Annotated in this window: 26 protein-coding genes and 1 tRNA gene; 22 read left to right on the top strand and 5 right to left on the bottom strand. The window is 51.1% G+C overall.

The features are described 5' to 3' along the window. Positions 1–260: 260 nt before the first annotated feature. The 3 genes from CG67_RS12510 to CG67_RS12525 all read right to left on the bottom strand — a co-directional run bounded on the left by CG67_RS12510 (position 261) and on the right by CG67_RS12525 (position 2,853). Entirely contained in the window at positions 261–1,427 is a 1,167-nt protein-coding gene (locus CG67_RS12510) for a tyrosine-type recombinase/integrase (RefSeq protein ID WP_025903283.1), read from the bottom strand. Between the two features lie 163 nt (positions 1,428–1,590). Beyond that, positions 1,591–1,665: transfer RNA gene (locus CG67_RS12515), tRNA-Arg, on the bottom strand. A gap of 312 nt (positions 1,666–1,977) precedes the next feature. Next, positions 1,978–2,853 (bottom strand): formate/nitrite transporter family protein, encoded by an 876-nt coding sequence (locus CG67_RS12525; protein WP_025903285.1) that lies wholly within the window; start codon positions 2,851–2,853, stop codon positions 1,978–1,980. A 459-nt stretch (positions 2,854–3,312) separates the two neighbouring features. On the opposite strand from CG67_RS12525, the gene ccmA reads away from it, so the two are divergent. The 12 genes from ccmA to sixA all read left to right on the top strand — a co-directional run bounded on the left by ccmA (position 3,313) and on the right by sixA (position 12,770). After that, positions 3,313–3,939, top strand: coding sequence for a cytochrome c biogenesis heme-transporting ATPase CcmA (gene ccmA, locus CG67_RS12530; RefSeq protein WP_025903286.1), 627 nt, complete (start codon positions 3,313–3,315; stop codon positions 3,937–3,939). Next, entirely contained in the window at positions 3,930–4,589 is a 660-nt protein-coding gene (ccmB, locus tag CG67_RS12535) for a heme exporter protein CcmB (RefSeq protein ID WP_025903287.1), read from the top strand. The genes ccmA and ccmB overlap by 10 nt, the downstream gene beginning before the upstream one ends. Positions 4,590–4,636: 47 nt before the next feature. Next, positions 4,637–5,374, top strand: coding sequence for a heme ABC transporter permease (locus CG67_RS12540; protein WP_025903288.1), 738 nt, complete (start codon positions 4,637–4,639; stop codon positions 5,372–5,374). Further along, positions 5,374–5,604, top strand: a complete 231-nt coding sequence (gene ccmD, locus CG67_RS12545; RefSeq protein ID WP_025903289.1) for a heme exporter protein CcmD — start codon at positions 5,374–5,376, stop codon at positions 5,602–5,604. Before CG67_RS12540 ends, ccmD begins: the two co-directional genes overlap by 1 nt. Continuing rightward, positions 5,601–6,092 carry a cytochrome c maturation protein CcmE gene (gene ccmE, locus CG67_RS12550; RefSeq protein ID WP_025903290.1) on the top strand — a complete coding sequence of 164 codons (492 nt, stop codon included), beginning with the start codon at positions 5,601–5,603 and terminating at the stop codon, positions 6,090–6,092. Before ccmD ends, ccmE begins: the two co-directional genes overlap by 4 nt. After that, complete coding sequence (locus tag CG67_RS12555; RefSeq protein ID WP_025903291.1) at positions 6,089–8,050, top strand: heme lyase CcmF/NrfE family subunit; 1,962 nt, start codon at positions 6,089–6,091, stop codon at positions 8,048–8,050. Before ccmE ends, CG67_RS12555 begins: the two co-directional genes overlap by 4 nt. After that, positions 8,050–8,607 (top strand): DsbE family thiol:disulfide interchange protein, encoded by a 558-nt coding sequence (locus CG67_RS12560; protein WP_025903292.1) that lies wholly within the window; start codon positions 8,050–8,052, stop codon positions 8,605–8,607. Before CG67_RS12555 ends, CG67_RS12560 begins: the two co-directional genes overlap by 1 nt. 3 nt (positions 8,608–8,610) lie before the next feature. Continuing rightward, positions 8,611–9,069 carry a cytochrome c-type biogenesis protein gene (locus tag CG67_RS12565; RefSeq protein WP_025903293.1) on the top strand — a complete coding sequence of 153 codons (459 nt, stop codon included), beginning with the start codon at positions 8,611–8,613 and terminating at the stop codon, positions 9,067–9,069. Continuing rightward, positions 9,066–10,277 carry a c-type cytochrome biogenesis protein CcmI gene (gene ccmI, locus CG67_RS12570; RefSeq protein WP_025903294.1) on the top strand — a complete coding sequence of 404 codons (1,212 nt, stop codon included), beginning with the start codon at positions 9,066–9,068 and terminating at the stop codon, positions 10,275–10,277. The genes CG67_RS12565 and ccmI overlap by 4 nt, the downstream gene beginning before the upstream one ends. Positions 10,278–10,310: 33 nt before the next feature. Further along, on the top strand, positions 10,311–11,156 hold the full coding sequence (gene mlaA, locus CG67_RS12575) for a phospholipid-binding lipoprotein MlaA (protein ID WP_025903295.1): 846 nt from the start codon (positions 10,311–10,313) through the stop codon (positions 11,154–11,156). Positions 11,157–11,445: 289 nt separating this feature from the next. Then, positions 11,446–11,742 (top strand): YfcZ/YiiS family protein, encoded by a 297-nt coding sequence (locus CG67_RS12580; RefSeq protein WP_074011228.1) that lies wholly within the window; start codon positions 11,446–11,448, stop codon positions 11,740–11,742. Between the two features lie 545 nt (positions 11,743–12,287). Further along, positions 12,288–12,770, top strand: a complete 483-nt coding sequence (gene sixA, locus CG67_RS12585; protein WP_025903297.1) for a phosphohistidine phosphatase SixA — start codon at positions 12,288–12,290, stop codon at positions 12,768–12,770. Positions 12,771–12,808: 38 nt separating this feature from the next. Here sixA and smrB read toward each other — a convergent pair whose 3' ends face one another. After that, the gene (gene smrB, locus CG67_RS12590) at positions 12,809–13,360 is read right to left on the bottom strand and encodes an endonuclease SmrB (RefSeq protein WP_025903298.1); all 552 of its coding nucleotides are present in this window, start codon (positions 13,358–13,360) and stop codon (positions 12,809–12,811) included. Positions 13,361–13,634: 274 nt separating this feature from the next. On the opposite strand from smrB, the gene prmB reads away from it, so the two are divergent. The 9 genes from prmB (at position 13,635) to CG67_RS12630 (ending at position 21,837) form a co-directional block, all read left to right on the top strand. Further along, the gene (prmB, locus tag CG67_RS12595) at positions 13,635–14,567 is read left to right on the top strand and encodes a 50S ribosomal protein L3 N(5)-glutamine methyltransferase (protein ID WP_025903299.1); all 933 of its coding nucleotides are present in this window, start codon (positions 13,635–13,637) and stop codon (positions 14,565–14,567) included. Positions 14,568–14,621: 54 nt separating this feature from the next. Next, positions 14,622–15,707: a chorismate synthase gene (gene aroC, locus CG67_RS12600; protein WP_025903300.1), complete on the top strand. Its 1,086-nt coding sequence runs from the start codon at positions 14,622–14,624 to the stop codon at positions 15,705–15,707. 4 nt (positions 15,708–15,711) lie between these two features. Next, positions 15,712–16,536, top strand: a complete 825-nt coding sequence (mepA, locus tag CG67_RS12605; RefSeq protein ID WP_025903301.1) for a penicillin-insensitive murein endopeptidase — start codon at positions 15,712–15,714, stop codon at positions 16,534–16,536. 8 nt (positions 16,537–16,544) lie between these two features. Then, a complete protein-coding gene (locus CG67_RS12610) occupies positions 16,545–17,339 on the top strand; it encodes a sulfite exporter TauE/SafE family protein (RefSeq protein WP_025903302.1) in 795 nt (264 codons plus the stop codon). Between the two features lie 73 nt (positions 17,340–17,412). Further along, positions 17,413–17,958: an elongation factor P hydroxylase gene (locus tag CG67_RS12615; RefSeq protein WP_025903303.1), complete on the top strand. Its 546-nt coding sequence runs from the start codon at positions 17,413–17,415 to the stop codon at positions 17,956–17,958. A gap of 856 nt (positions 17,959–18,814) precedes the next feature. Continuing rightward, positions 18,815–19,324 carry a sterol desaturase family protein gene (locus tag CG67_RS18810; RefSeq protein WP_074011233.1) on the top strand — a complete coding sequence of 170 codons (510 nt, stop codon included), beginning with the start codon at positions 18,815–18,817 and terminating at the stop codon, positions 19,322–19,324. Then, positions 19,321–20,403 (top strand): PrpF domain-containing protein, encoded by a 1,083-nt coding sequence (locus tag CG67_RS12620; RefSeq protein ID WP_025903304.1) that lies wholly within the window; start codon positions 19,321–19,323, stop codon positions 20,401–20,403. Before CG67_RS18810 ends, CG67_RS12620 begins: the two co-directional genes overlap by 4 nt. Positions 20,404–21,066: 663 nt before the next feature. Continuing rightward, positions 21,067–21,282 (top strand): DUF6500 family protein, encoded by a 216-nt coding sequence (locus tag CG67_RS12625; protein ID WP_025903305.1) that lies wholly within the window; start codon positions 21,067–21,069, stop codon positions 21,280–21,282. A gap of 273 nt (positions 21,283–21,555) precedes the next feature. Continuing rightward, on the top strand, positions 21,556–21,837 hold the full coding sequence (locus tag CG67_RS12630) for a YfcL family protein (protein WP_025903306.1): 282 nt from the start codon (positions 21,556–21,558) through the stop codon (positions 21,835–21,837). A 20-nt stretch (positions 21,838–21,857) separates the two neighbouring features. Here the strand turns inward: CG67_RS12630 and mnmC are convergent, their stop codons facing one another. Beyond that, complete coding sequence (gene mnmC / locus CG67_RS12635; protein ID WP_025903307.1) at positions 21,858–23,867, bottom strand: bifunctional tRNA (5-methylaminomethyl-2-thiouridine)(34)-methyltransferase MnmD/FAD-dependent 5-carboxymethylaminomethyl-2-thiouridine(34) oxidoreductase MnmC; 2,010 nt, start codon at positions 23,865–23,867, stop codon at positions 21,858–21,860. Positions 23,868–24,022: 155 nt separating this feature from the next. Here mnmC and fabB point away from each other — a divergent pair, with 155 nt between their 5' ends. Beyond that, positions 24,023–25,243: a beta-ketoacyl-ACP synthase I gene (fabB, locus tag CG67_RS12640; protein ID WP_025903308.1), complete on the top strand. Its 1,221-nt coding sequence runs from the start codon at positions 24,023–24,025 to the stop codon at positions 25,241–25,243. Positions 25,244–25,620: the final 377 nt, after the last annotated feature.

The raw sequence follows: 25,620 nt of genomic DNA on the forward strand, positions 1-25,620 counted from the left end.
TTTAGAATATTTTTCAATATGATAAGGTTTCGTTAAGAAAATTTCATCTGTTACATTAGTTACAATAACCTTACAGTAATATGTGTGAATGCTGAGCTTTCGACGGCCTCCACTCCGAGAGGTGAAGAGTCAGCTCAACTTACTGAAGGAAAATGTACGCTACTGGCCGGTTTATTACTGATGGTGGAATTATCGAAGGTGACGCACTGGACGATGCCAGGGTGATCGGAGTGGTGACGTACTTCGTGAAGAGTTTGTGATTAAACCTTTCCGTCAATCCAGTCAGCCCACCACTGCATCATCTCTATACGGGTCCGCATATATTCAGCATGGTTGTACACTCCACGGATGGAGTTCTTATCAGAGTGCGCGAGCTGCTTCTCTATTGCGTCGTGTGGCCACCCGTTCTCGTTCAGTATTGTGCTGAACTGGTGCCGGAAGCCGTGGCCAGACGCCAACCCCTCATAGCCTATCTGCCTGATGACGAGTAACACGGCGTTTTCACTGATGGGCTTCTTCTTATCGTTCCTGCCTGCAAAAACGAAATCAGACACCGGCTGAGTCATTGGCCGGATGGTTTCCAGCAATTGCACCACCTGATCTGACATCGGGACCAGGTGCGTCTTCCTTCCTTTCATGACGCCTTCATCAATGGTGATCACTCTGTTTTCAAAGTCGACGTTTTCCCATTGCATAGAACGGAGTTCTTTTGTTCTCACTGCGGTGTACTGCAAGATCTGTGTAGCGATGCGGGAAACCACGCTTCCGGTATATGTGGACAGGGCTTCATTAAACGCCGGTATCTGGCTGGCCGGCAGGAAAGGGTAGTTCTTTTTCCGGTAACCCTTCATGGCGTCAGCCAGGTCCGGTGCCGGGTTATATTTGGCCCGCCCGGTCACTATGGCATACCGGAAAACTTCACCGCAGCGCCGCCGGGCTTTATTGGCACGCTCCATGGCGCCGCGGCTTTCAAAGTGCCTGATGACAGCCAGGATTTGCATTGGCTCAATGTCGTTGATATCCATCGAGCCGATCATCGGCAGAATGTCGTCGGTAAACATGCGGCCCAGCTCTGAAGCATACCCCTCAGACCATACGTCCTGCTTGTGCTGGTACCACTCTTTATAGATAGAAGAAAATAATTGTGAGTCACTCCCTTCCTTTTTTACCAGTTTCTTAACTTCGGATGGGTCGATGCCGTTGGCAATTTTCAATTTTGCTTCGGCCTGAGCTGCTCTTGCTTCAGCCAGGCTGACTGCAGGGTAGGGACCGATGACCAGAGTCTTCTCTTTTCCTGAGTGACGATACCTGAGCCGCCAGACCTTTTTTCCGGTCGGAGGCACGAACAGAAACAAGCCGCCCGAATCAGGGAGCCTGTAAGATTTCTCTTTTGGCTTGGCGGCATCAATCTGTTTAATCGTCAGCATGTGGGCATAATTCCGTGGGCATAATTCGTTGTGCCCACAATATGCCCGCAAAAGTTCCGTGCAGTCAATACACGTCGGGTAACGTCAGGTAACATTGATTTCATGGGAAGGCTGATTATAAAGGGGTTTTGGTAATGTCAAGTAATGCGAGGTAAGGTATGACTGGTGTCCCCTGCAGGAATCGAACCTGCAACTAGCCCTTAGGAGGGGCTTGTTATATCCGTTTAACTAAGGAGACGTAAAACTGCGGACAGGCAGGATATCGCGCTGTCTTTCTATGTTACCGTAAATGCTCAGGTTTTTACAAGTACAACCTTCTCTCTGGTGGCTTCCTGTTGCCGGGCAGATGAGGGGGGCGGGGACTGCCAGTCCGAAAGTTTTGGCCATAGCAGGTTTCTGCCGCGGGAAGACTGCGGCAGAAACATCGGGGTTGATGCACAACGACCCGGAATTAGTCATGTGTGTCATACTCAGATAATGGCAGTGATTATTGTGCGGGGCAGGCCGGTTTCCGCTAATTGCAGAAGACCAGAGCCTGCAGCCAATCTTGCTATTTATACTGTTTATTCAGCTCACTCATGTCATTACGGATTTGAACATGACTGAGCAGGGCGAAAATGAACGTTCCTCCGGTAATGTTTCCGAGCAGTGTCGGAAGTGCAAATGGCCAGAAAAATTCCGCCCAGGTCATATGACCATTAAAGACCAGATAGAAAGCTTCTACCGACCCCACAACAATATGTGACAGCCCTGCCAGCGACATAATCCAGGTGATCATTATGATCACGAAGACTTTTGCCGATCCCGCGTGCGGGAACATCCATACCATTGTTGCAATCAGCCAGCCCGAGATAAGTGCGCCACAAAACATCTGCAATGCATCATGTCTGACGGCCGTTTCGCTAAGATGCACAAAGGCCTGTTGCAGGGTGTCATCAAAAACCGGCATATGGTTAAAGGCCAGTGCTATCAGCGCAGTACCTATAAAATTACCGACCAGTACAATGCCCCATAGCCGTAGTAGTAACAAAATATTCCCTTTTACCGGCTTGTGCATCACCGGTAGCACGGCCGTGATGGTGTTTTCGGTGAAGAGTTGCTGATGTGCAAGAATGACGATAATAAAGCCCACACAATAACCAAAGTTCTCAAGCAAAAAACTGCCCGGCATACCTTCGGTGTGCACCTGCAATAATCCTTTTACCAGCAGGGATGTCCCCATTGATAATCCGGCGGTAACTGCGGAAAGCAGCAATGCCATACTGTCTCTTTCCAGTTCCTTTTCACCGCTCTGGCGGATCGTTTCATGAATAGCGACCGCAGAGGAGGGTAATTCTTCTTCGGAGGTGGTGATTTCATCCTCATTACTTTTTTCATCACTGTCGACTTCTTTTGCCCGCATACGCGGTGTTTCAGGATTCTGCATTCTGCTCTCCGACGGAAAATTAACGGATCTGTGACGTTTAAGTTTAGTCTTTTTTCTCAATATTTCAGGCGGTCATACGGAGGATTTGCAGGTTAATAGCGTTGTTACTTTCATGTTGGTTTTATGAGGGTGAGATGTAATTTATCAGTTCGGGTAACGGAACCCTGAAAAATGGAATTTCGTTCACAAAGCGTGAACTTTTTTCAAAAACAGCGGTTTTATCGGGCTGATACCGGTAACTGCGGAAGAGATTTTTCAGTAGTAAGCGCAGGCGGTCCTCCAGCCTTAACCTGATGGATAACAAAATAAACGTAACAAAATTTTATCATTGTCTGTTTTTTGGACGAAAAGGTGTCTGTCAGAGCTTTTTTATGGAACCGTAACCATTTTCACCATTCGGCAGCCGATTTCCTTATGCTATAGTTCGGTTTCATTTATGTTAACGCGAATAGATTCTGCATGCTGGAAGCCAAAAACCTGACCTGCGTTCGTGATGAAAGGGTGCTTTTTGAACAGCTCTCGTTCAATGTGGAACGCGGCGATATTGTTCAGATAGAAGGGCCGAATGGGGCAGGTAAAACCTCTTTGTTACGTCTGTTGTCTGGCCTGAGCCGTGCTGAATCCGGAGACATTCTCTGGGAAGGCACCCCGATAGCCGCTCAGCGTGATATCTGGCAGCGGCAGATGATTTATCTGGGCCATCTGCCCGGAATTAAAGGTGTTCTCTCCGCGCTGGAAAATCTGCGTTTTTTTCATCCTGCCTGCAGTAATGAGCAAATATTTCATGCGCTGGAAGAGGTAGAGCTTACGGGTTATGAGGATGCACTGGTCTCCCAGCTCTCCGCAGGGCAACAGCGCAGGGTTGCGCTGGCACGGTTATGGTTAACAGAAGCACCGCTCTGGATCCTCGATGAACCGTTGACGGCGATAGATAAAGCAGGTGTTGAAAAAATAATGTCACAATTTTCAGTACATGCCCGGCAGGGGGGATCCGTTATTCTGACAACGCATCAGGATCTGCCAGCGCGTGCGGTCCCGGTAAGGAAAATACGCTTACTGGCGGAAGGAAACGAGCCATGCTGGTAAGTATTATTCGTCGGGAATTAAAAGTAGCGTTTCGCAACAGTTCGGAACTGATTAATCCGTTATGGTTTTTTCTGATTGTGATCACGCTGTTTCCGTTGGGGATCGGTCCGGAGTCTGCATTACTGGCCAGGATAGCGCCAGGCGTTGTCTGGGTGGCAGCCCTGCTGTCGTCATTACTGGCGCTTGAGCGGTTGTTCCGCGATGACTTCCTGGACGGTTCGCTGGAACAACTGGTGCTATTGCCTGCACCGTTACCTCTGACAGTTTTAGGAAAGGTCATTGCACACTGGCTGGTGACCGGGGTGCCGTTGATCATTCTGTCGCCACTGGCCTCTTTGCTGCTGTCGCTGAGCTTTGCCGGCTGGTGTGGTCTGGCGCTGACGCTATTGCTGGGAACGCCGATCCTGAGTTTCCTCGGTGCCATCGGGGTCGGGCTGACCGTCGGGTTAAGACGAGGCGGGGTCTTATTAAGTTTACTGGTTCTGCCACTGGCGGTTCCGGTACTGATTTTTTCAAGTGCAGCCATTGATGCTGCCAGCCAGGGAGTCTCCATCGGGGGCTACCTGGCCATATTAGGCGCAATGCTAATCGCCAGTATTACTCTGGCACCTTTTGCCACAGCCGCAGCGTTACGGATCAGTCTGCAATAAGCTGCGTGTTGTGCCGCTTTTAGTAACTATCAGTGAGCAATACGAAAATGTGGAAATGGTTACATCAACTGGCAAGGCCTGAAAGGCTTTATCACCTGTGCGGCAGGTTTATTCCCTGGTTTGCGCTGGCGGCAACAATCACTCTGTTACTCGGCTGGGCCTGGGGCTTTGGCTTTGCGCCTGCAGATTATCAGCAGGGTGACAGCTACCGGATTATGTATCTTCATGTGCCGGCAGCCATGTGGTCGATGGGGGTGTATGCTTCCATGGCGATTGCCGCCTTTATCGGTCTGGTCTGGCAGATGAAAATGTCTGATCTGGTCGCTGCAGCGATGGCTCCGGTGGGGGCTGTTTTCACCTTTATTGCGCTGGTCACCGGCTCTGCCTGGGGCAAACCGATGTGGGGAACCTGGTGGATATGGGATGCCCGTCTCACTTCTGAACTGGTCCTGCTCTTTATCTATATGGGGGTGATTACCCTGTATAACGCGTTCGATGACCGCCGTGTAGCCGGACGAGCGGCCGGAATTCTTATTCTGGTTGGGGTTGTTAACCTGCCTATCATCCATTATTCCGTTCAGTGGTGGAATACTCTGCACCAGGGCTCGTCCGGTTTCTTTCAGCAGGATATCGCACGGCCGATGCGTACACCGCTGCAGTGGTCTATCCTCGGGTACCTGCTGGTCTTTATTACACTGACATTAATACGCCTGCGAACGCTTATTCTGTTTACCGAACGCAACCGTCCCTGGGTTTCCGTTATTGCTAACAAGGGGCGTAAATAATGACTCCTGCATTTTCTTCATGGGCCGATTTCTTCCGAATGGGGGGGTATGCCTTTTACGTCTGGTTGTCCGTTTTCTTCACTCTGTTGGCCTTCACTGTGCTTATCATTCACACGCGGGTACAAAGAACGCTTTTATTAAAACAGATAAGGCAGCGTGAATCCCGCGAACGTCGGGTCAGCGCGGCGAAACAAAAGAAAGCTGCAGCTAAAACGGGAGAACCCCTGTGAATATTCGTCGCCGTCGCCGCTTGATGGTCGTCGTGGCAATACTGGTGGGGCTTGGGCTGGCCACCGCATTAGTCATGTACGCACTGCGTTCAAATATTGATCTGTTCTATACCCCGAGTGAAATTCTTTACGGACGGGGGGCTGATCATGCGGATAAACCGCATCCGGGTCAGCAGTTACGCATCGGTGGCATAGTGATGCCGGGCAGTGTTAAACGTGACCCTGACACCCTGGCGGTACAGTTCAAACTCTATGATGCCAATGGCGTGGTCGGGGTGACCTATGTGGGTATTCTTCCCGATCTCTTCCGTGAAGGGCAGGGGATTGTTGCCGAGGGCATACTGGAGGATGGCAATGTCATCAAAGCCCGGCAGGTACTGGCAAAACACGATGCGAAGTATACGCCACCGGAAATTACTAATGCGATGAAAAAGAACCCTGACGATCCGGCTTTGAATATGCAGACCATGCAAGGTGAGCAACAATGATCCCTGAAATAGGCAGTTTTTTGTTATGTCTGGCACTCGGCCTGGCATTACTGTTAAGTATTTACCCGCTATGGGGGGCAGCACGGCTCGATAGCCGCCTGATGGGGATGGCCCGTCCGCTGAGTTACGGGATGTTTGCCTGTATTGCCGGGGCCTTTCTGATTCTGGTACATGCGTTTATTGTTAATGACTTCTCTGTTGCTTATGTGGCAGAAAACTCAAATACCCTGTTACCGGTCTGGTACCGTATTGCAGCCACCTGGGGCGCTCACGAAGGCTCATTGCTGTTGTGGCTGCTGATGCTGAGCGGCTGGACACTGGCCGTCGCGTTACTGAGCCGGGGGATGCCACAGGACGCCATTGCCAGAGTACTTGCCGTGATGGGCATGATTAACCTGGGTTTTCTGCTGTTTATTACCCTGACTTCCAATCCTTTCATTCGTACACTGCCTGACTTCCCGGTCGATGGGAATGACCTCAACCCTATGCTTCAGGATATCGGCCTGATTTTCCATCCGCCGTTATTGTATATGGGCTATGTCGGTTTCTCGGTCGCCTTTGCCTTTGCCATTGCCTCCCTGATGACTGGCCGCCTGGATACCGCATGGGCTCGTTGGTCACGTCCCTGGACCACTGCAGCCTGGGTATTCCTGACCATTGGTATTGTTCTGGGATCCGCCTGGTCCTACTATGTTCTTGGCTGGGGCGGCTGGTGGTTCTGGGATCCGGTAGAAAATGCTTCCCTGATGCCGTGGCTGGCAGGTACGGCATTGATTCATTCCCTGGCGGTGACTGAAAAACGCGGAACTTTTAAATCCTGGACCGTACTGCTGGCGATCACTGCGTTTTCTCTGAGCCTGCTCGGAACATTCCTGGTCAGGTCAGGGGTACTGGTTTCTGTGCACTCCTTCGCGTCCGATCCTTCACGCGGTATTTTCATCCTGATTTTCCTGGTGATTGTCATCGGTAGCTCACTACTGCTCTACGCTCTGCGTGGCGGGCAGGTACGCAGTCGTGTGCAGAACGAAGGCTGGTCACGTGAATCCTTCCTGCTCGGCAATAACGTACTCCTGATTGCTGCCATGCTGGTGGTGTTACTGGGGACGCTGTTACCGCTGGTTCATAAAGAACTGGGGCTGGGGAGTATTTCGATTGGTGCGCCGTTCTTTAATACCATGTTCACCTGGATCATGGCGCCTTTTGCGCTGATGCTGGGGATTGGTCCGCTGGTACGCTGGCGTCGTGATGAGCCGAAAAAGCTCGTTAAGCGACTGCTTGTTGCCGTGGTTGTGACCCTGATTTGTTCAATTGCGTTACCACTCATTCTGCAGGACCGTATTGAAGCGATGGCGGTTGTCGGCTTGCTGATGTCGGTATGGGTGATCCTGCTGACGTTAATGGAGTTGCATGAGCGTGCTACCCACCGTCATCGTTTTTTCCGTGGCTTACTGCATCTTTCCCGCAGTCACTGGGGCATGGTATTGGGGCACCTGGGCGTCGCGGTGACGGTTATCGGTATTGCATTCAGTACTCAATACAGTGTGGAACGCGATGTCCGCATGAAACCTGGTGATAACATCGATATTCATAATTATCATTTTATTTTCCGTGATGTGCAGCGACTGACCGGGCCTAATTACTCGGGCGGGCAGGCCATTATTGACGTCTCGCATCAAGGTAAGCAGGTCGCCGTGCTTCATGCCGAAAAACGCTATTACCCGGTCGCGCAAACCATGATGACCGAAGCGGCCATCAGCGGTGGCTTTGCCTGTGACCTTTATGCCGCACTGGGTGAAGAGATTGGCGATGGGTCCTGGGCGGTACGCCTCTACTATAAACCTTTTGTACGCTGGATCTGGTTCGGGGGTGTCTTTATGGCTGTCGGGGGTGTTCTGTGTCTGCTGGATCCCCGTTACCGTTCCCGTAAAAAACATCAGTCCGGGGAGGAGCAGCACTGATGAAGAGAAAAATTCTGTTTATCCCGCTGGTGTTATTTTTACTGCTGGCCGCCGCATTGCTCTGGCAGTTAAACCGTAATGCCCATGGGGATGATCCTACCCTGCTGGAATCTGCATTAGTGGGTAAACCGATGCCGGTATTTAAACTGGAATCATTGCAAAATCCTGGCAAATTCTATGACCAGACAGCATTACTGAACGGCAAACCTCTGTTGCTAAATGTCTGGGCAACCTGGTGCCCGACCTGCCGTGCCGAACACCAGTACCTGAATACGTTGGCTGAAAAAGGTATCCGTATCGTCGGGCTGAATTATAAAGATGATCGGGTTAAAGCCGTCAATTGGCTGAATACTCTGGGTAATCCGTATTCCCTCAGCCTGTACGATGGCAACGGTATGCTGGGGCTGGATCTGGGGGTGTACGGTGCGCCGGAAACGTTCCTTATCGACGGTCAAGGCATTATCCGTTACCGCCATGCAGGGAATGTGGATGCTCAGGTCTGGCAGCAACAGATCCAGCCGCTGTGGAATAAGTACAGCCAGTTAGCGGAGAAATAATCGATGAAAAGACTCCTGCTTTTCATGGCAGCCATGATGACCAGCTTTAGTCTCTGGGCCGCCATCGATACTTATCAATTTAAGTCGCTGGCTCAGGAAGAGCAGTATCGCTCACTGACAGAGTCCTTGCGTTGTCCGAAATGTCAGAATAACAGCATTGCCGATTCCGGAGCGATGATCGCGGCAGATATGCGACAGAAGGTCTATGAGATGCTGCAACAAGGGCAAAGCCGCCAGCAGATTATCGGTTATATGGTGAGCCGCTACGGTAACTTTGTGACGTATGAGCCGCCGGTCACTCCGTCAACGATCATTCTTTGGGTCGGTCCGGCGTGTTTTATTATTGCAGGTGCTGCGTTGATTATTTTACGTAGCAGAAGAAAGAATATGCGCAGTGAGCTTGATCAGGCTGAACAGCAAAGACTGGCTGCGTTACTGGATAATGACAGGAAGCCGCTATGAGCGCGTTATGGTTAAGTATTTGTATTATCTTGCTGGCGGCATGTGCTCTGGTGCTCACCAGTGGCTGGCGTTCCGGGAAAGACACCAGCACTCAGCGCGATCAGCTTAATAAAACGTTTTACCGTCAGCGTCTGAATGAACTGGATGAAGATGAACAGCAGGGCGTTGTGGCTGAAAAACAGGAGATGATCACCGAATTACAGCAAACGCTGCTGACGGATATTCCTGAACAACAAACGGTTATCCGCCGTAGTTCCGGTCGCTGGGTGCTCTGGCCGGGACTTATTATTCTGGTACTGGTGACTCTGGGCATGTATCTGAAAACCGGAGGGCTGGCTCAGGTGCTGGCATGGGAGCAGATTAACGCTCAATACCCTAAGCTTCGTGCTCAGTTAATGAACCCGCAGGATAAAGCGCTGAATATCCGGGAACTGGAAGAGTTTGAGGTGGGTCTGAGAACTTCACTGCAATCGCATCCTGACAATATAAATGACTGGGCGATGCTGGGACGGTTGGGGATGGTGCTGAATAATACACCGCTTGCCAGCCAGGCGTTCCAGAGAGCCTTAAAACTGTCACCGAATAACAATGAACTCAAACTGGCTTATGCCAGTGTACTGGTTCGTTCTCAGGACCCTCAGGATAATCGTCAGGCTCAGGTGATGCTCAGTAATATGCTGACTGCCGAGCCAAATAGTTTACGCATCTTAAGTTTACTGGCAGCGGTAAACTATACCCAACAAAATTACGATACGGCGATCGGTTATTGGCAAAAAATGCTGCCATTGCTGCCTGCAAATTCCAAAGAGGCGAACGCAGTAGAGCAGGGGATCGAGCTTGCCCGTACGAATGCAGGGCAACAAAGCAGTAAACTCACGCTGAATGTGGCCATTTCGCCTACTGCAGAAAAAATGTTAACCCCGAACGGAATATTGTATATTTCAGTGACCGATGGTGTATCTCCGGTCCCGGTGGCAGTGAAACGCATCCCGCTGAGTCATTTTCCGCTGACTGTTACTCTTGATGACAGCAACGCAATGGTTCAGCAACGTTTACTCTCAGCACAGCACAATATTCAGGTGAGAGTGCGTATTTCTCGTGACGGAAGTGCGGATCCGCAATCGGGCGACTGGTATGGCCAGACGGGGAAATTACCGTATAACGGTCATCAGACGGTCGCTGTGGTGATTAACCAGCAGCAACCCTGATGGTCTTTCAGATCATTGCACAGGGAGATCAGCATGCATTACCGCCTGACCATTCTGGGGGTGGCCAGTTTACTGCTGGTAGGGTGTGCCGGAAGTCATCCGGCCACTGAAAAAAATAACCAGGTGATAAAGCCTGAAGCACAGCAGGTTTCGCAGCCAGTCGCACAGGTGCCTGTTCCGCAGGCGGCATCGGGATCAGCGAATCGCAGTGATCCGCTGGAAAGTTTTAACCGTACCATGTTCAACCTGAACTACAACGTGCTGGATCCGTATATTGTGCGTCCGGTGGCGGTTGCGTGGCGGAACTATGTACCGATACCTGCCCGAAACGGGATCAGTAATGCATTGAGTAACCTCGATGAGCCTTCAAGCATGGTGAACTATCTGCTGGAAGGAGACGTACATCGTGCGGCTATTCACTTTACCCGTTTCTTCCTGAACTCCACGCTGGGGCTGGGCGGGTTGATTGATGTGGCCGGTAAAGCTAATCCGGCACTGGCCCGTGAACATGCACAGGGCTTTGGTACTACACTGGGCCATTACGGGGTAGGTTACGGTCCGTATGTTGAGTTACCGGGCTATGGCAGCTTTACATTACGTCAGGACGGCGGGGATATGGTCGATGCCCTGTATCCGCCACTCAGCTTTCTGACTATCTGGATGTCGGCAGGAAAATGGGTGTTAGAAGGAATTGAGACTCGTGCCGAATTACTGGATTCCGATGGCATGCTGAAACAACAGAGCGATCCTTATGCCTTTATCCGTAATGCTTACTTCCAGCGTTATGATTTCCTCGCCAATGGCGGTAAGTTGAAACCGGAAGTCAACCCGAACGCCCAGGCCATTCAGGGCGACCTGAGCGAGATTGACTCCGATTAATTCGCGATCAACGCAGTAGTGTACAGACGGGTCTGAAATTTCAGGCCCGTTTTTTTTGTGTTATCCCTCTTAATGTTGATGGCTGCCCCCTGGCTGGCAGTGTTGATCCCGGCTTCCGGAAAAAGAGTTAACGCTCCCGGCGGGAGGTGGCAAAGACTGTCCGGCAGAGGGGTTGCGGTGGATCAAAGTTTGTGTGCTCTTTGCCGCGAAATCGGGGTTTCGTATAGCTGAGGGGCTCTTTACGGGCGTACACTGTGTTGAGTGATTATTAACTCTACCGGAGCGCACAATGACTGATGCGATTAAAAAATGCAGTGCGAATGAGACGGCCGCGTGTTGTTGTATGGATGTCGGCACGGTGATGGACAACAGTGACTGCACAGCCGACTGGTCGGCCGTTTATCCCGACAGGGCGGCGGCAGAAGCCGCTCTGGCACAACTCACGTGTAATGCCAGGGCGGTGGAGTCAGACCCTTGTACCATCGAGAGCGAAATCAGTGAGGGGGCCGATGGGGTTCGTTTACAGGCGACGTTTACCTTCAGCTGTCAGGCCGAGAGTATGATCTTCCAGCTCGGCCTGCGTTAGCGGACTGCCCGCCGGTTTTTCTGCAATATTCAATCTTTGTTACGTTTTGGCTGAAAGCCTGAATATTAACCTGTTCTCCGCGCCGTCCTGATACGGGGGGCGCGGAGGGTATTTTGTTTTTGCCGCCGGTATTTCAGACTGAGTGACTGACTGTTGAGAGAATACTTTGCTTCCGCGAGGCTCTGTCTGATGGCCATGGAAGTCACCATAACCAATCAACGCAATGATTTTTAGAGGTTTTATATGCTGCCGGCCCGGTACTGATGTGGTGCTATGCTGATCCGACAGCACACCCATGCAAATATCCTATGCATCCCGTTCACAGACTCTGATAACCTGCAGAACCGGTGTTAACCGGTATTTAATCTCCTTGTTATCCTGTCGGCGGAATTGCGCCGTATCAATTTAACCGGATATTTGTTGTGCATAAAATGGCCATTCAGTTGACTGCAAGCCGGCCTTTAGGTACAACACCTGCTTCATAACGCTATGCAGCATGCTGCAGTTCATGAAACCGTTCTTTTTTCAATTAACAGCGGTGTACTATGCAAGTTTATATCATGCGTCACGGCGAAGCGGCGCTGGAAGCGGACAGCGATGCAGCCAGACCTCTGACTCATTGCGGATGCGATGAGTCAAAACAGATGGCACACTGGCTCGATAATCAGGTCGTGGATATTGAGCGCGTGCTGGTCAGCCCTTACCTTCGGGCCGAACAGACGCTGAAAGTTGTCCGTGAAGGAATGCTTCTGCCGCAGGAAAGCGATGTTTTACCGGAACTGACCCCTTCAGGCGATGCCGGCAGGGTGGCCCGATACATCGAAGCGCTTGCACATGAAGGCGTTAGCTCTGTTCTGGTGCTCTCTCATTTACCGCTGGTCGGCTATCTGGTGTCAGAACTTTGTCCGCAGGAAGCTCCCCCGATGTTCGCGACCTCCGGGATTGCTTTGGTCGACTATGACGAACAAACGGCAACAGGCCAGCTGAAATGGCAGGTCAGCCCGTCCCGATTGGATAAAGCTATCTGATCTGCCCTGAATTACCGCGGCAGGACGCTGCCGGTGATTCAGGGAAGCTCCGGCGGTTGCCACTCTTCTGTTTCTATCAATACCAGGATCGCCGCATCCCCTCCGAACAGTTTTGGAGCCTGATGAAACGCCATCACATAGGGATGCTGTGCCAGCCATAACGGTGTCTGTTGCTTGAGAATATGTTTGCCGTGCCCGTGCATAATGCTGGCACAGAACAGATGTTCTCTCCGGCAGGCTGCCAGTAATGCCCCCAGCTCTTTTTTCGCCTGTTGCTGTGTCAGCCCGTGAAGGTCGAGGAAAATCTCCGGTGTGTAATCGCCCCGGCGTAATTTTTTAAGCTCATAGTGACTGACATCGGCACGAACATACCTTACCGGCCCCTCCTCGGCCAGCAACGGCTGGAATTCGTCGGAAAAATAATGACTGTTATCCGCTTGTTCCGATTGCAGGCGCTTCTGCGGGATGACTCTGCTTTGCGGGCGTACCGGTGCATGCTGCACAGTATCCTGTTTCAGTTTCCGTGTATCAGACATTAACTGCCGGAACAGTAACTGATCCTCCTGGCTAAGTGTTTTCTTCGGGTTCATAAGATAACTGGCTTTATGATGAGGGAGAGTCTCGTATTTTTCCTGGCTTAAAGGGAAAAAGCAAATGCCTTTCTGCTCTTCCGTTGTACATTTTCGTTATCAGGTGTTCAGGCACAGAGTTTTTTATGCGCCAAAAAGACCGTTTTTTCAGGGTCAGGTCTCTCTGCGGATGGATAAGAGATAAAAGCGGGCTTTTTATTAATACAGCGCTGAATTCTGAGTCACTTCATGGCAAACTATCGCCCGTATTCAGATCTCGTCCCCGGAGGACAAAGTGGACAAAATTTTCGTTGATGAAGCAGTAAACGAACTGCACACCATTCAGGATATGCTGCGCTGGGCGGTGAGCCGTTTTTCCGCGGCTGATATCTGGTACGGACACGGTACCGACAATCCCTGGGACGAGGCGGTTCAGCTGGTATTACCGACCCTCTATCTGCCACCTGAATTTCCTGAAGAAATGTATCAGGCACGCCTGACCCGTAGTGAGAAAAACCGGATAGTGGAGCGTGTGATCCGCCGGGTTAATGATCGGATACCTGTCGCCTATCTGACGAATAAAGCCTGGTTTTGCGGGCATGAATTTTATGTGGATGAGCGGGTATTAGTCCCGCGTTCGCCGATTGGCGAGCTTATCAGTCAGCGTTTTGCCGGGCTTATTAATCATACTCCTGAGCGTATTCTGGATATGTGTACCGGGAGTGGTTGTATTGCTATTGCCTGTGCTTATGAATTTCCTGAGGCCGAAGTCGATGCCGCCGATATCTCGCCGGAGGCACTGGCGGTCACCGAGCAGAATATTGAATCGCACGGCCTGATGCATCAGGTCACACCGTTACGTTCAGACCTGTTCCGTGAGATCCCCCCGGTAAAATATGACCTTATCGTCACGAATCCGCCGTATGTGGATGCGGAAGATATGGATGACCTCCCGGGCGAGTACCGCCACGAACCGGAGCTGGGACTGGCTGCGGGCAGCGATGGCCTGGTGCTGGTGCAACGTATTCTGGCGAATGCGGCAGAATATCTGAGTGAAGACGGTGTACTGATCTGTGAAGTGGGTAACAGCATGGTGCATATGATGGAGCAGTATCCGGAGGTGCCCTTTACCTGGCTTGAATTTGAACATGGCGGGGACGGGGTATTTATGCTCGACAGACAGCAATTGGTTGAGGCGCTTCCGTACTTCAGACAATATCAGTTTTAATTCCCGGACGGGCCGCTGCCAGGCGGCCTGTGTTTTTTGATACAAGGAACTACCATGGCCGGAAACAGCATAGGGCAGCTTTTTAAAGTCACCACCTTTGGTGAATCTCATGGGATCGCATTAGGGTGCATCGTCGATGGTGTTCCCCCGGGCATTCCGTTGACAGAAGAAGATATTCAGCAGGATCTGGACCGCCGTCGTCCGGGGACGTCCCGTTATACCACTCAGCGCCGTGAGCCGGATCAGGTACGTATTCTGTCCGGAGTCTTTGAGGGTGTCACCACCGGAACATCTATCGGTCTGCTGATCGAAAATACCGACCAACGTTCGCAGGATTATGGTGCGATAAAAGATCTGTTTCGCCCGGGACATGCTGACTATACCTATGAGCAAAAATACGGGCTGCGTGATTATCGCGGGGGCGGACGCTCTTCTGCCCGTGAAACGGCGATGCGTGTGGCTGCCGGCGCTATCGCAAAAAAATATTTGCAGATGAAACACGGTATCGTGGTTCGCGGGTATCTGGCCCAGATGGGCGAAGTGAAGTGTGAACTTCGCGACTGGCAGCAGGTCGGCCAGAACCCGTTTTTCTCTCCGGATGAAACCACACTGGAAGCCCTGGATGAACTGCTACGCGGTCTGAAGAAAGAAGGGGATTCTATCGGCGCGAAAGTGACCGTGGTGGCGGAAGGCGTGCCTCCGGGACTGGGTGAACCGGTATTTGATCGTCTGGATGCCGACCTGGCCCATGCACTGATGAGCATTAATGCGGTCAAAGGCGTCGAAATCGGTGACGGATTTGCCGTCGTGGAGCAACGCGGCAGCGAACACCGTGATGAAATTCGTCATGAGGGTTTCCTGAGCAACCATGCCGGTGGCGTTCTTGGCGGGATCAGCAGCGGGCAGACCATTCTGGCGAATCTGGCGCTGAAACCGACGTCCAGCATTACGGTGCCGGGTAAAACCATTACCCGGACAGGTGAAGAAGTGGAGATGATCACCAAAGGGCGTCATGACCCTTGTGTCGGGATCCGGGCGGTGCCTATCGCTGAAGCAATGATGGCTATTACTCTGATGGATCACTTGCTGCGTCACCGCGCCCAGTGTGCCGATGTCACCACCGCCATACCACGCTGGTAATACCATGAAAAAATACGCGCTGGCTGTTCTGATGTTACTTCTGAAAACCCCGGCAATGGCGGCGGCAACCCCCTGGCAGAGTATTCAGCATCCTGTCAGTGGTGCTCCGCAATCGATAGGCAGTTTTGCCAATGGTTGCATTATCGGGGCACAGCAACTGCCTCCGGACGCGGCTGATTATCAGGTGATGCGTCCGGATCAGCGGCGCTATTTTGGTCATCCGGATCTGATCCGCTTTATCCAGCGTTTCTCCGCGCGTGTTGCTGCAGAGGATAACGGAGAAGTGTTGATCGGCGATATGGGAATGGCGGCGGGGGGCCGTTTCAGTAGCGGTCATGCCAGCCACCAGACCGGTCTGGATGTGGATATCTGGCTTCAGTTACCTGCCCGTCGCTGGACGGCACAACAACTCCTGCATCCGCAACCTCTTGACCTGGTCAGTGCCGATGGCAAACATATCGTAGCCAGGCACTGGTCACCCGGCGTGATGCAGATGATCAAGCTGGCCGCTGAAGACCCGGAAGTCACCCGGATTTTTGTGAACCCGGCGATTAAACAACAGTTGTGTCTGCAGGCGGGCAGTGACAGGGGCTGGCTGCAGAAAGTACGGCCGTGGTTCGGGCATCGTGCCCATATGCATGTCCGGTTACGTTGTCCGGCAGGCAGCACGCAATGCCAGGATCAGCCCGCACCGCCTGCCGGGGATGGTTGCGGTGCCGAACTTGCCAGCTGGTTCCTGCCAGCGAAGCCTTCTGCCAGCTCTCCGGTGAAGCGGACACCTCCGCTGCCGCCGGCCTGCCAGGCTCTGCTCGATAATCACGTTTTGTAAGGAACGCTATGGAATGGTTTTTAGTCAGCCCCGTTACGGTTGCGGTACTGTTTATTGTGGCGGTGGCGGCGGCCTTTATTGATTCAATTGCCGGGGGCGGGGGATTACTGACGGTACCTGCCTTGCTGGCGGCCGGGCTGTCACCGGCGCAGGCACTGGCGACCAATAAACTGCAGTCTGTCGGCGGTTCTTTTTCGGCCACGCTGTACTTTATCCGGCGCGGAGCGATAAACATTGCTGAACAGCGGCTGAATATCGCCATGACATTTCTCGGTGCGATGTGCGGTGCCATCCTTATTCAGCATATGCAGCCTAATCTGCTGCGCCAGATCCTGCCTGCGTTTCTGATTGGTATCGGCTTATGGTTTTTATTTATGCCGAAGCTTGGTGAAAACGATCGGGCTGCACGGCTAGGGGGCTTACCTTATGCGTTGATTGGCGGCGGCTGCGTAGGCTTTTACGACGGCTTTCTGGGCCCGGGAGCGGGTTCCTTCTACGCCCTGGCGTTTGTCGTGCTGGCTGGTTTTAATCTGGCGAAAGCGACAGCACATGCCAAACTGCTGAACTTCACCTCTAACTTTGCCGGTCTGGTCTTTTTTATGTTCGGCGGCAAAGTTCTGTGGGGGCTGGGGCTGGTGATGCTCCTCGGGGCCTTTTGTGGTGCCAGACTGGGTGCCAGGCTGGTTCTGAGCCGCGGTCAGAAACTGATCCGTCCGATGGTGGTTATTGTCTCTATGACCATGAGCCTGAAACTTTTGTGGGACAGCCACGGTCAGGCCATTATAACGCTGTTATCTCACTGAAACAGCCTTCTGCAGGGGCGTGGCAGCGGAGTTCCGCTGCCACGTTGTCTCGTTTTGAGTAATGAGTAAGTGCATGACAAAGCATCGTTATCAGGATTTAAGGGTCATCTTTGACCAGTGTTTTTATACGGATTTTAATACCCGGCTGGTGAAAGGTGATGATGAGCCTGTCTACCTGCCGGCCGATGCCGATTGTGATCATCATCGGGTTATTTTCGCCCACGGTTATTTCGCCAGCGCTTTACATGAGATCTCACACTGGTGTGTCGCCGGTGAAGCCCGCCGTCAGTTAGTGGATTTCGGTTACTGGTACTGCCCTGACGGTCGTGACAAACAGACACAACAGCAGTTTGAATCTGTCGAGGTGACTCCGCAGGCTCTGGAGTGGATGTTCTCTGTGGCGGCGGGATTTCCCTTTAATGTCAGTTGCGATAACCTGAACGGGGATCATGAGCCTGACAGAATCGCCTTCCAGCGCAAGGTGCATCAGAAAGTCGCCAGTTACCTTCTGCAGGGCATTCCCGAACGTCCGCAGCGTTTCATTGAGGCTCTGAACCGGTTTTATGGGACCCCGCCGCTGACGTTGTCACAGTTTCCCTGGCCGGAAGATCTGTGCTGACAGCCGGTTAATAAAATAAAGTCGTGATGCTCCCCGTGATTTTATAGATATCCGCCATGGGGCATTCGACGTTTATTTCCCGGGCAGGATGTAAACCAGACTTAAATCAGCGACCTGCTTCTTCAGTCGCTGATTTTTATCCTCCGGCTACTACCGATAAGGCAGGGTTCCCACGAATTTATGAAAAATGGCCTTAGAAACAGTCATCTTTTTGCAGGTGTTACCTGCAGCGGGTACCGGTTTCGGCGCGGCTTCAGCACTGATATTCATACAAGCTGGGTCCTCGTGCAGTAGCGGCCAGACTGATACGCCTGGCCAGCTTCAGTGCCTCGTCACGGAATCCGGGCGTATGCTGCTTTCCGGGCTTTTTAGTGTTGGCAGAGATTTTTTCATCTGAGTTACTTCTGATGGAGAGTTTGTTCATTTAATCGCGAATCCACTTTTGCCGCGGAGGAACTGCCAGCTAGCCTGATACTTATCGGGTTGTAATAGCTCTCATTAAAACCACACATCCGGAAATCAATAGAAACAAAATACCGATAAAAAAGTATTTTAATACTAATTTGCTACGTTATATTAAAGAACCGAAAGAGAGGAGGGCAATATCATGCATTTCATTACTGAAAATTGGTTAGTTGCCTGGTTTTCCTTATTGTTTTTTTTAGAGGTTTTAATCTATAAGGATATTATCCTTACATGAAAAATAAAGAAATACTGGGGGGTAAATATTTTAAATTTTATTGCGACAAAGTTAGTCAGTATATTACTCATCGTCCCTTTCCTATCTATTTCATCTGATAATAGTTCTCACTTCATTAGCTCATTACCTTACTGGATTTCAATTCCCATTGGAGTTGTGCTCTTAGATTTATCTGGTTATATATTTCATCGGTTGAGCCATGAACTTGAGTTTTTTTGGCGGTTCCATGAAATTCACCACTTAGATGAGGTGTTAGATGTCAGCACATCACTAAGGGTCCATTTTTTAGAAGCAGTTTCTCACGCGTTGTTAAATGTATTATTCATCTATGCATTTGGGATAAGTCAGGAATGTATAGCGGCTCATGCATTAATATCTTTTTTATTTGCCACGTATCATCATTCCCGATTCAAACTACCATTGAATATTGAGAGTAAATTATCATTACTTGTGACTACCCCTGGATTCCACGAGCCACATCATGATGTTAATATTGAGAATAATCAAAGTAACTATGCCTTTATATTTCCTGTATGGAATTATATGTTTTCAACTTATCACCAGAATACATTTAAAAAAGAATGGGATTTTGGCCTCTCATATTCAAGAGATGTCGGTGCCATAAAGTCTTTAATTAAACCATTATCGAAGGATGGTGGAAAATGAAAAAAATAAAGTTATATTATGTCAGGGGCGGAACCTCATCAGGAGTCATCATTCAAAAAAAAGATTTGCCTGAGGACAGGGAAAGCATAGAACGTATCGCAAGGGAAATATTCGGTGTTCCCAGGAGTAGTTGCCAGACACCCGATGAGTACCAGATAGAAGGCATAGGTAAAGGTAAAAGTACCAGCAATAAGCTCTTTATTATTGATGTAAATATTGAAGATAAAATGGTCTGCAGTACATTTATTCAGTTGGAAAATATAAGTAGCCGTGTTTCGTGGGACGTCAACTGTGGGAATATGACAACTGCAATCCCCTTAGTTTTAGATGACCTGGGGTTAATGGACGTCATTAAGCATAATGAAAAAATAACAATCCACAATACAAATACCAATAAAATGATTTACTGCTCACTTCCAAAAAAAGGCGGAGAAAATAAGTTATGTAAAATACCCGGAGTTTATCATCGTTACCCGGAGATTGATATTTCCTTTAAAAATCCGGAAGCAAGCACGACAAACGCTCTTTTCCCGACAGGGAAAAAAACGGATAATATTAACGGGAAAAGTATTACCTGCATTGATGCCGTAATTCCAATGGTTATTATGAGGGCAGAGGATTTTGGTTTGTCTGGCATGGAGAGTAAAACTGAAATGTCGGAAAAACACAGGGTGCTTAATGAGATTGAAGAGATAAGGGTAAAGGCCGGAGTCCTGATGGGGATAAAGAACAAGTCAGGAGAGAATATGACAGAAGATGAAATAAGGGAGTCAATAACGGTTCCAAAAATATCGCTAATCAGTCAGGGAGGGGACGGATATGATATTTCTGCGTTTTATTTAACCCCCAAAGAGATACATAATTCAATAGCCGTTTCCGGAGGTGCATGCTTAAGCTATGCCTGCTATATAAGTAATACCGTTGCCTCTCAAATTTATTGTAATGCTGATGTGAGAATAAAACATTTCTCAGGGGTTTCTGAGTTTGGAGTGGTGGATAGTGATGGCGAAATTGAAATATATACTAAGAGGAATGCCCAGATATATATAAGTGGTAATTTTTATTTATATGATACCTAAATAGATAAATCAATAATCATACTTACTTCAGGCGTACCCTGGCAGGTAACAAGGTATGGCTGGTTGGTTTTTATCCGCTTTTACTTTTCTCCGGATGATTATTATAAGAGATTTTGAAACGGATGCAGAGAGAGTTCGGGTGCCGTTGGTCGGCAGGCTCATTACAGAGAAATGCTGCAGGATATTTTATGCCTGTAACCGTAATACCAGAAGTCAGTTGATTATTTTCGTCCATAAAATGCAACTCCAGCCAGCACTGCAGCGAATGACCACAGAAACCTTTTTTACTTCATTTCGTGGTTCAGGCAGGCCACTGTTGTGTTATCTGTCGATACATTCATGTCCGCCAGGCTGATTAAACATTTCCCGTCATACATGGTTCAGGATTGAACCCAAATATTTTGTATGTCGTAATCGGTTATGAGATACGCAACTTTCATCTGCAGCCGCCAGGTCTCCGGGGGGGAAGTGATGAGTGAGTTATCTGTAAGATCCTGACAGGATCACGCCACTTAGTGGGGGATATACACTCAGGATTATCTGAGCCATTCTGAGGTGTTTTTAGAGTGGGTTGAATAGAGCCCTGAGGTTGTTTCTGTGGTGAGAGCAAGACGGTGTTATAGTCAATCCTCCGACTTACAGCAATATCGGCAAGGAGATTATGTGCGGGAAGAAATGAAGGAAAAGATGATCAGTGTCTGTGAAGCAAAGATAATAGCCAAGGGGAGTAACGTTGGGCTGTCATTCTACGCTTTTTTTGCCAACAAAAATGATGACCCGGAGTTGCTGATGGAAGTTGCTCACTGGTGGATTATGGAAATGAAGCTGGACCATTTTGAGAAGGCTGAAAAGATAAAAATGCTCGTCTCAGCCATATAGTTTTGCGGGGAAGTCTCCTGCCACCTCCTCAGGCCCTCAGGGCTGCGCCCCTGACTCCGGCAGAATAAACACGGCATAAGTTAATACGCAACTTCACCGCGAAAAAGTCGGGCACTGCCTCGTTTTGTTATACAATCACTGACACCTGATACCATGGGCTGCTGAGGCGGTAGCAAGCGGAACCGGGTGTGGGTGAACGTCTGGCACTGCTCCCACACGATCAAACCTTTTGCAGGGTGAAACATACATAAAAACAAGTAAGAGGAATGCTGTTTGATTATTGAGATTGAAACAAAAATACTGACGATGATTGATGACATGGTCGAAGACGCGACCGATGATCAGTTATTCGCTGGCGGGTATATCCGCGGCCATCTTACCCAGTCGGTGGCCGAGCTGGAGCTGCAGGGGAAGACCAGTGCGGCAGCGCTGAAACAGCAGGTCGAAGAGAGTCTGCAGCAGGCAATCCGCCAGCAGGAACTCTCGCCACCGGATCAGGTGCTGGTACTGGATTTATGGCAGGAACTCTACCTGAAAGCCAGCAGTGCCGCCTGAGCCGGGCAGCATCCCCCCGGTCAGGTGACCGGGCGTCCTTTCAGTAACTTTCTCACCCAGAAACGGTTCGGTTGCAGGGCATCCAGTGTTTCTGCATCCAGCGGCTGAGGTTCCCCGCTGATCTGTGCCGCCAGAATTTCAGCGGCCAGCGGGGCACTGCATAATCCGCGGGAACCCAATGCGCCGAGCATAAACATCTCCGGCCAGACCGGGGCGTCAGGCACGGCCTCAGGCTGATGGCGTTGTTCGGAAAGCCGGGCATAGGCGGTCAGTAAACCCGCATAGTCCGGTACCGAACCGGCCATCGGCAGATGATCGCGGATAGCGCAACGCACGCCATTCCGGGCCTGCTGATCGGTGATATCCACTTCGGCTGGCCACTGACTCTCCGGCAGACAATCGATCAGCCGCTGGCGATTTTCCCGCTGGTCACTCTCACGATAGACCGCCTCACTCTCTCCCCGGTGATAACTGGCTCCGATGCAATGGGTATGGTGCGTTTCACTGACCGGCGTGAGATAGCCGTCGTAACACAATACTGTTTTCAGGGCAGAGAGTTGCGGGGTTGACGGCACATGGCTGACCTGACCTGACACGGCATACAACGGTAACTCCCGGGTCTGGCTGAACCCGGGGAGACGATGCCCGTTCGCCAGCACTACCGTCTGATGCCGTTGTGCCGGCTGGTCCCTGAAACGAAGTTCCCAGTGGTCGGTATCACGCTCACACTCCTGCAGATCATGCTGCCAGTAACAGCGCAATCCCTGCTGCTCTGCCAGCGCAATCATCTCACGGGTAAGCTCCCCCGGATTCAGCCAGCCTCCCTGTGGATAGCTGAGCGCAGTACAGTGAATGTTAACTCCGGCGAGCGCTGTGGCTTCTTTAGCATCGACGCCGGTGGCAATGGTCGCGGGCAAATCCATTGCCAGCATTTGCCGGATTTTGTGCTGACTTTTTTCATCCCAGCCAAGCTGCAGCACGCCGCTCCATTGATGTTCATAGGTGCAGGGGAGGGCATCATAGAATCGCCGGGCAAAGCTGAATGCCGTCGGAAAAAAACGCGCCAGTGCCGGGTCATGGCTGTTCAGTAACGGATAAAGTGCCCCCTGGCGGTTACCGGAGGCATTCTGAGCCGGGCAGGCATCGGCACAATAGAGGCTGACCTGATATCCCCTGCGTAGCAATGCCAGTGACAGGCAGGCGCTGGCGATACCGCCACCAATAATCGCGATATCCTGGCTTGCGGAAGCCTTCCTGGAAAACCAGGGGCGGGGCGGCGGTGAAGTCACGGCGCGGGGCAGAGTACCGCACAGCATTTCCCGTTTATGACCAAATCCCTTACGGCGTTCTACCTCAAAGCCTGCCTGCTGCAGACCACGCCGGACAAAGCCTGCGGCGGTGAAGGTCGCAAAGGTGCCTTCCTGGCGGGAAAGTCTTGCCATTGCCTGAAACAGCCGGTCATTCCACATCTCCGGATTTTTCGACGGCGCAAACCCGTCCAGAAACCAGGCATCGACCTGGCCGTTCATGCTGTCATCAAACGTCTCAGTCAGCTGATTAATATCTCCCAGCCAGAGATCCAGCGTGACCTGTCCCTGATTAAACAGCAGTCGCTGGCAGCCGGACAGGGCATCCGGCCACTGTTGCTGTAACTGTTGTGCATACCCGGCCAGCGCCGGCCAGTGCTGGTGGGCAGCAATCAAATCCTCGCGGATCAGTAAATATTTTTCACAGCTGATAAAGTGCAGACGTTTCAGCGGACCCTGCGGACCGGCGGCGATAGCCTGATCAAAAGCCTGCCAGAGTGTCAGAAAATTAAGGCCAGTGCCAAAACCGGTCTCAGCGGCGATAAAAACGGGTCTCTCATGGGTGTCGAAGCGCGCCGGCAGGCGATTTCCGCCCAGAAAGACATAGCGGGTTTCTTCCGCGCCATTGTCATTTGAGAAGTAGACATCATCAAAAAATTCGGAAACAGGTGTACCCTGTTCATTCCAGCGTAAGGAAGCATGGTCAATTCGGGAGGCGTTCACTGTCGGGGGCTCATTGGTCAGGCAATAGGCTAATTTTATCGATATCGTCCGGATGACGCAAATTTACACCGATATTTGCTGATCGGACTTGTTCGGCTTACAAGTGTACGCTAAAGTGCATCGTCAATCGAAGAGATGTGGAAGAGGACTTTTGAATGAAACGTGCAGTGATCACTGGCCTGGGGATTGTTTCCAGCATTGGTAATAATCAGCAGGAGGTTCTGGAATCCCTGCGGGAAGGGCGTTCAGGCATTACCTTCTCAGAAGAGATGAAAGACGCAGGCATGCGCAGCCATGTCTGGGGTAAAGTTAAACTTGATACCACAGGCCTTATCGATCGCAAAGTTGTGCGTTTTATGAGCGATGCGTCTATCTATGCTTTCCTCTCGATGGAAGAAGCTGTTAAAGATGCCGGACTGGAAACCGAACTCTACCAGAACAACCCGCGTGTTGGTCTGATTGCCGGTTCCGGTGGCGGTTCCCCGCGGTTCCAGGTATTCGGTGCTGACGCAATGCGTGGCCCGAGGGGCCTGAAAGCGGTTGGCCCGTATGTGGTGACCAAAGCTATGGCATCCGGTGTGTCTGCCTGTCTGGCAACCCCGTTTAAAATCCACGGTGTGAACTACTCCATCAGTTCTGCTTGTGCGACTTCTGCCCACTGTATCGGTAATGCGGTTGAGCAGATCCAGTTAGGTAAACAGGATATCGTTTTCGCCGGCGGCGGTGAAGAACTGAGCTGGGAAATGGCGTGCGAGTTTGACGCGATGGGTGCTCTGTCTACCAAATACAATGAAACCCCTGAAAAAGCATCACGGACTTACGACTCACAGCGCGATGGTTTCGTTATCGCTGGCGGTGGCGGTATGGTCGTGGTGGAAGAACTGGAGCACGCGTTGGCGCGTGGTGCACACATCTACGCTGAAATCGTGGGTTACGGTGCAACTTCTGATGGTGCGGATATGGTTGCGCCTTCCGGTGAAGGTGCGGTGCGTTGTATGAAGATGGCAATGGAGGGTGTGGATACCCCTATCGATTACCTGAACACACACGGTACTTCTACTCCGGTCGGAGATGTGAAAGAGCTGGGTGCGATCCGCGAAGTATTCGGTGATAACACGCCGCTGCTGTCCGCAACCAAAGCGATGACCGGTCACTCATTAGGTGCTGCCGGTGTGCAGGAAGCGATCTATAGCCTGCTGATGCTGGAGCACGGCTTTGTTGCGCCGAGCATTAACATCGAAGAGCGTGATCCGGCTGCGGAAGGTATGAACATTGTGACCCGTGCAACCGAAAAACAGCTGACGACGGTGATGTCTAACAGCTTCGGTTTCGGCGGAACCAATGCCACCCTGACTTTGCGTAAATACAAAGCATAATCTGCGGGTGATAAAAAACCGGTCGCTATTGCGGCCGGTTTTTTTTTGCCTGCAGAAAGGGGGCCGCACAGCCTGCGGCGAACTGAAAGCGGCAGAATAGCAGTGACGGGCTTACCCTTTTCCCGGTGTACTGAACGGCCAGCGGGTCGGGTGCAGGGGAAACGCCCTTGACCGACGCGTCGCTGCCTGCTCCGGTGAGTGATTGTGAGGTATCGTCAGCGGGGGCCTGAAGACGGTTGCTGAGCACGGCACCGCGAAGAAGGTGTTGTTTGACGATTCGGGCGCTCTTTTTTGACAATGCCTTTCACTGTGTCACAATTTTTCATTTAGGATCATCGGGCAGGGTGTGCCGCCAGGCGGAGCCTGTCGCCTGAAGT

Source organism: Tatumella sp. UCD-D_suzukii (genome assembly GCF_000611875.2).
Taxonomy (GTDB): domain Bacteria; phylum Pseudomonadota; class Gammaproteobacteria; order Enterobacterales; family Enterobacteriaceae; genus Tatumella; species Tatumella ptyseos.

Coding starts and splice junctions, on each gene's coding strand:
- ccmA (WP_025903286.1), top strand. CDS start 3,313: ATGCTGGAAGCCAAAAACCTGACCTGCGTTCGTGATGAAAGGGTGCTT.
- fabB (WP_025903308.1), top strand. CDS start 24,023: ATGAAACGTGCAGTGATCACTGGCCTGGGGATTGTTTCCAGCATTGGT.
- CG67_RS12555 (WP_025903291.1), top strand. CDS start 6,089: ATGATCCCTGAAATAGGCAGTTTTTTGTTATGTCTGGCACTCGGCCTG.
- CG67_RS12615 (WP_025903303.1), top strand. CDS start 17,413: ATGACAAAGCATCGTTATCAGGATTTAAGGGTCATCTTTGACCAGTGT.
- mlaA (WP_025903295.1), top strand. CDS start 10,311: ATGCATTACCGCCTGACCATTCTGGGGGTGGCCAGTTTACTGCTGGTA.
- CG67_RS12620 (WP_025903304.1), top strand. CDS start 19,321: ATGAAAAAAATAAAGTTATATTATGTCAGGGGCGGAACCTCATCAGGA.
- ccmI (WP_025903294.1), top strand. CDS start 9,066: ATGAGCGCGTTATGGTTAAGTATTTGTATTATCTTGCTGGCGGCATGT.
- aroC (WP_025903300.1), top strand. CDS start 14,622: ATGGCCGGAAACAGCATAGGGCAGCTTTTTAAAGTCACCACCTTTGGT.
- smrB (WP_025903298.1), bottom strand. CDS start 13,360: ATGAACCCGAAGAAAACACTTAGCCAGGAGGATCAGTTACTGTTCCGG.
- CG67_RS12540 (WP_025903288.1), top strand. CDS start 4,637: ATGTGGAAATGGTTACATCAACTGGCAAGGCCTGAAAGGCTTTATCAC.
- sixA (WP_025903297.1), top strand. CDS start 12,288: ATGCAAGTTTATATCATGCGTCACGGCGAAGCGGCGCTGGAAGCGGAC.
- CG67_RS12580 (WP_074011228.1), top strand. CDS start 11,446: ATGACTGATGCGATTAAAAAATGCAGTGCGAATGAGACGGCCGCGTGT.
- ccmD (WP_025903289.1), top strand. CDS start 5,374: ATGACTCCTGCATTTTCTTCATGGGCCGATTTCTTCCGAATGGGGGGG.
- CG67_RS12610 (WP_025903302.1), top strand. CDS start 16,545: ATGGAATGGTTTTTAGTCAGCCCCGTTACGGTTGCGGTACTGTTTATT.
- CG67_RS12510 (WP_025903283.1), bottom strand. CDS start 1,427: ATGCTGACGATTAAACAGATTGATGCCGCCAAGCCAAAAGAGAAATCT.
- mepA (WP_025903301.1), top strand. CDS start 15,712: ATGAAAAAATACGCGCTGGCTGTTCTGATGTTACTTCTGAAAACCCCG.
- ccmB (WP_025903287.1), top strand. CDS start 3,930: ATGCTGGTAAGTATTATTCGTCGGGAATTAAAAGTAGCGTTTCGCAAC.
- CG67_RS12565 (WP_025903293.1), top strand. CDS start 8,611: ATGAAAAGACTCCTGCTTTTCATGGCAGCCATGATGACCAGCTTTAGT.
- CG67_RS12560 (WP_025903292.1), top strand. CDS start 8,050: ATGAAGAGAAAAATTCTGTTTATCCCGCTGGTGTTATTTTTACTGCTG.
- CG67_RS12525 (WP_025903285.1), bottom strand. CDS start 2,853: ATGCAGAATCCTGAAACACCGCGTATGCGGGCAAAAGAAGTCGACAGT.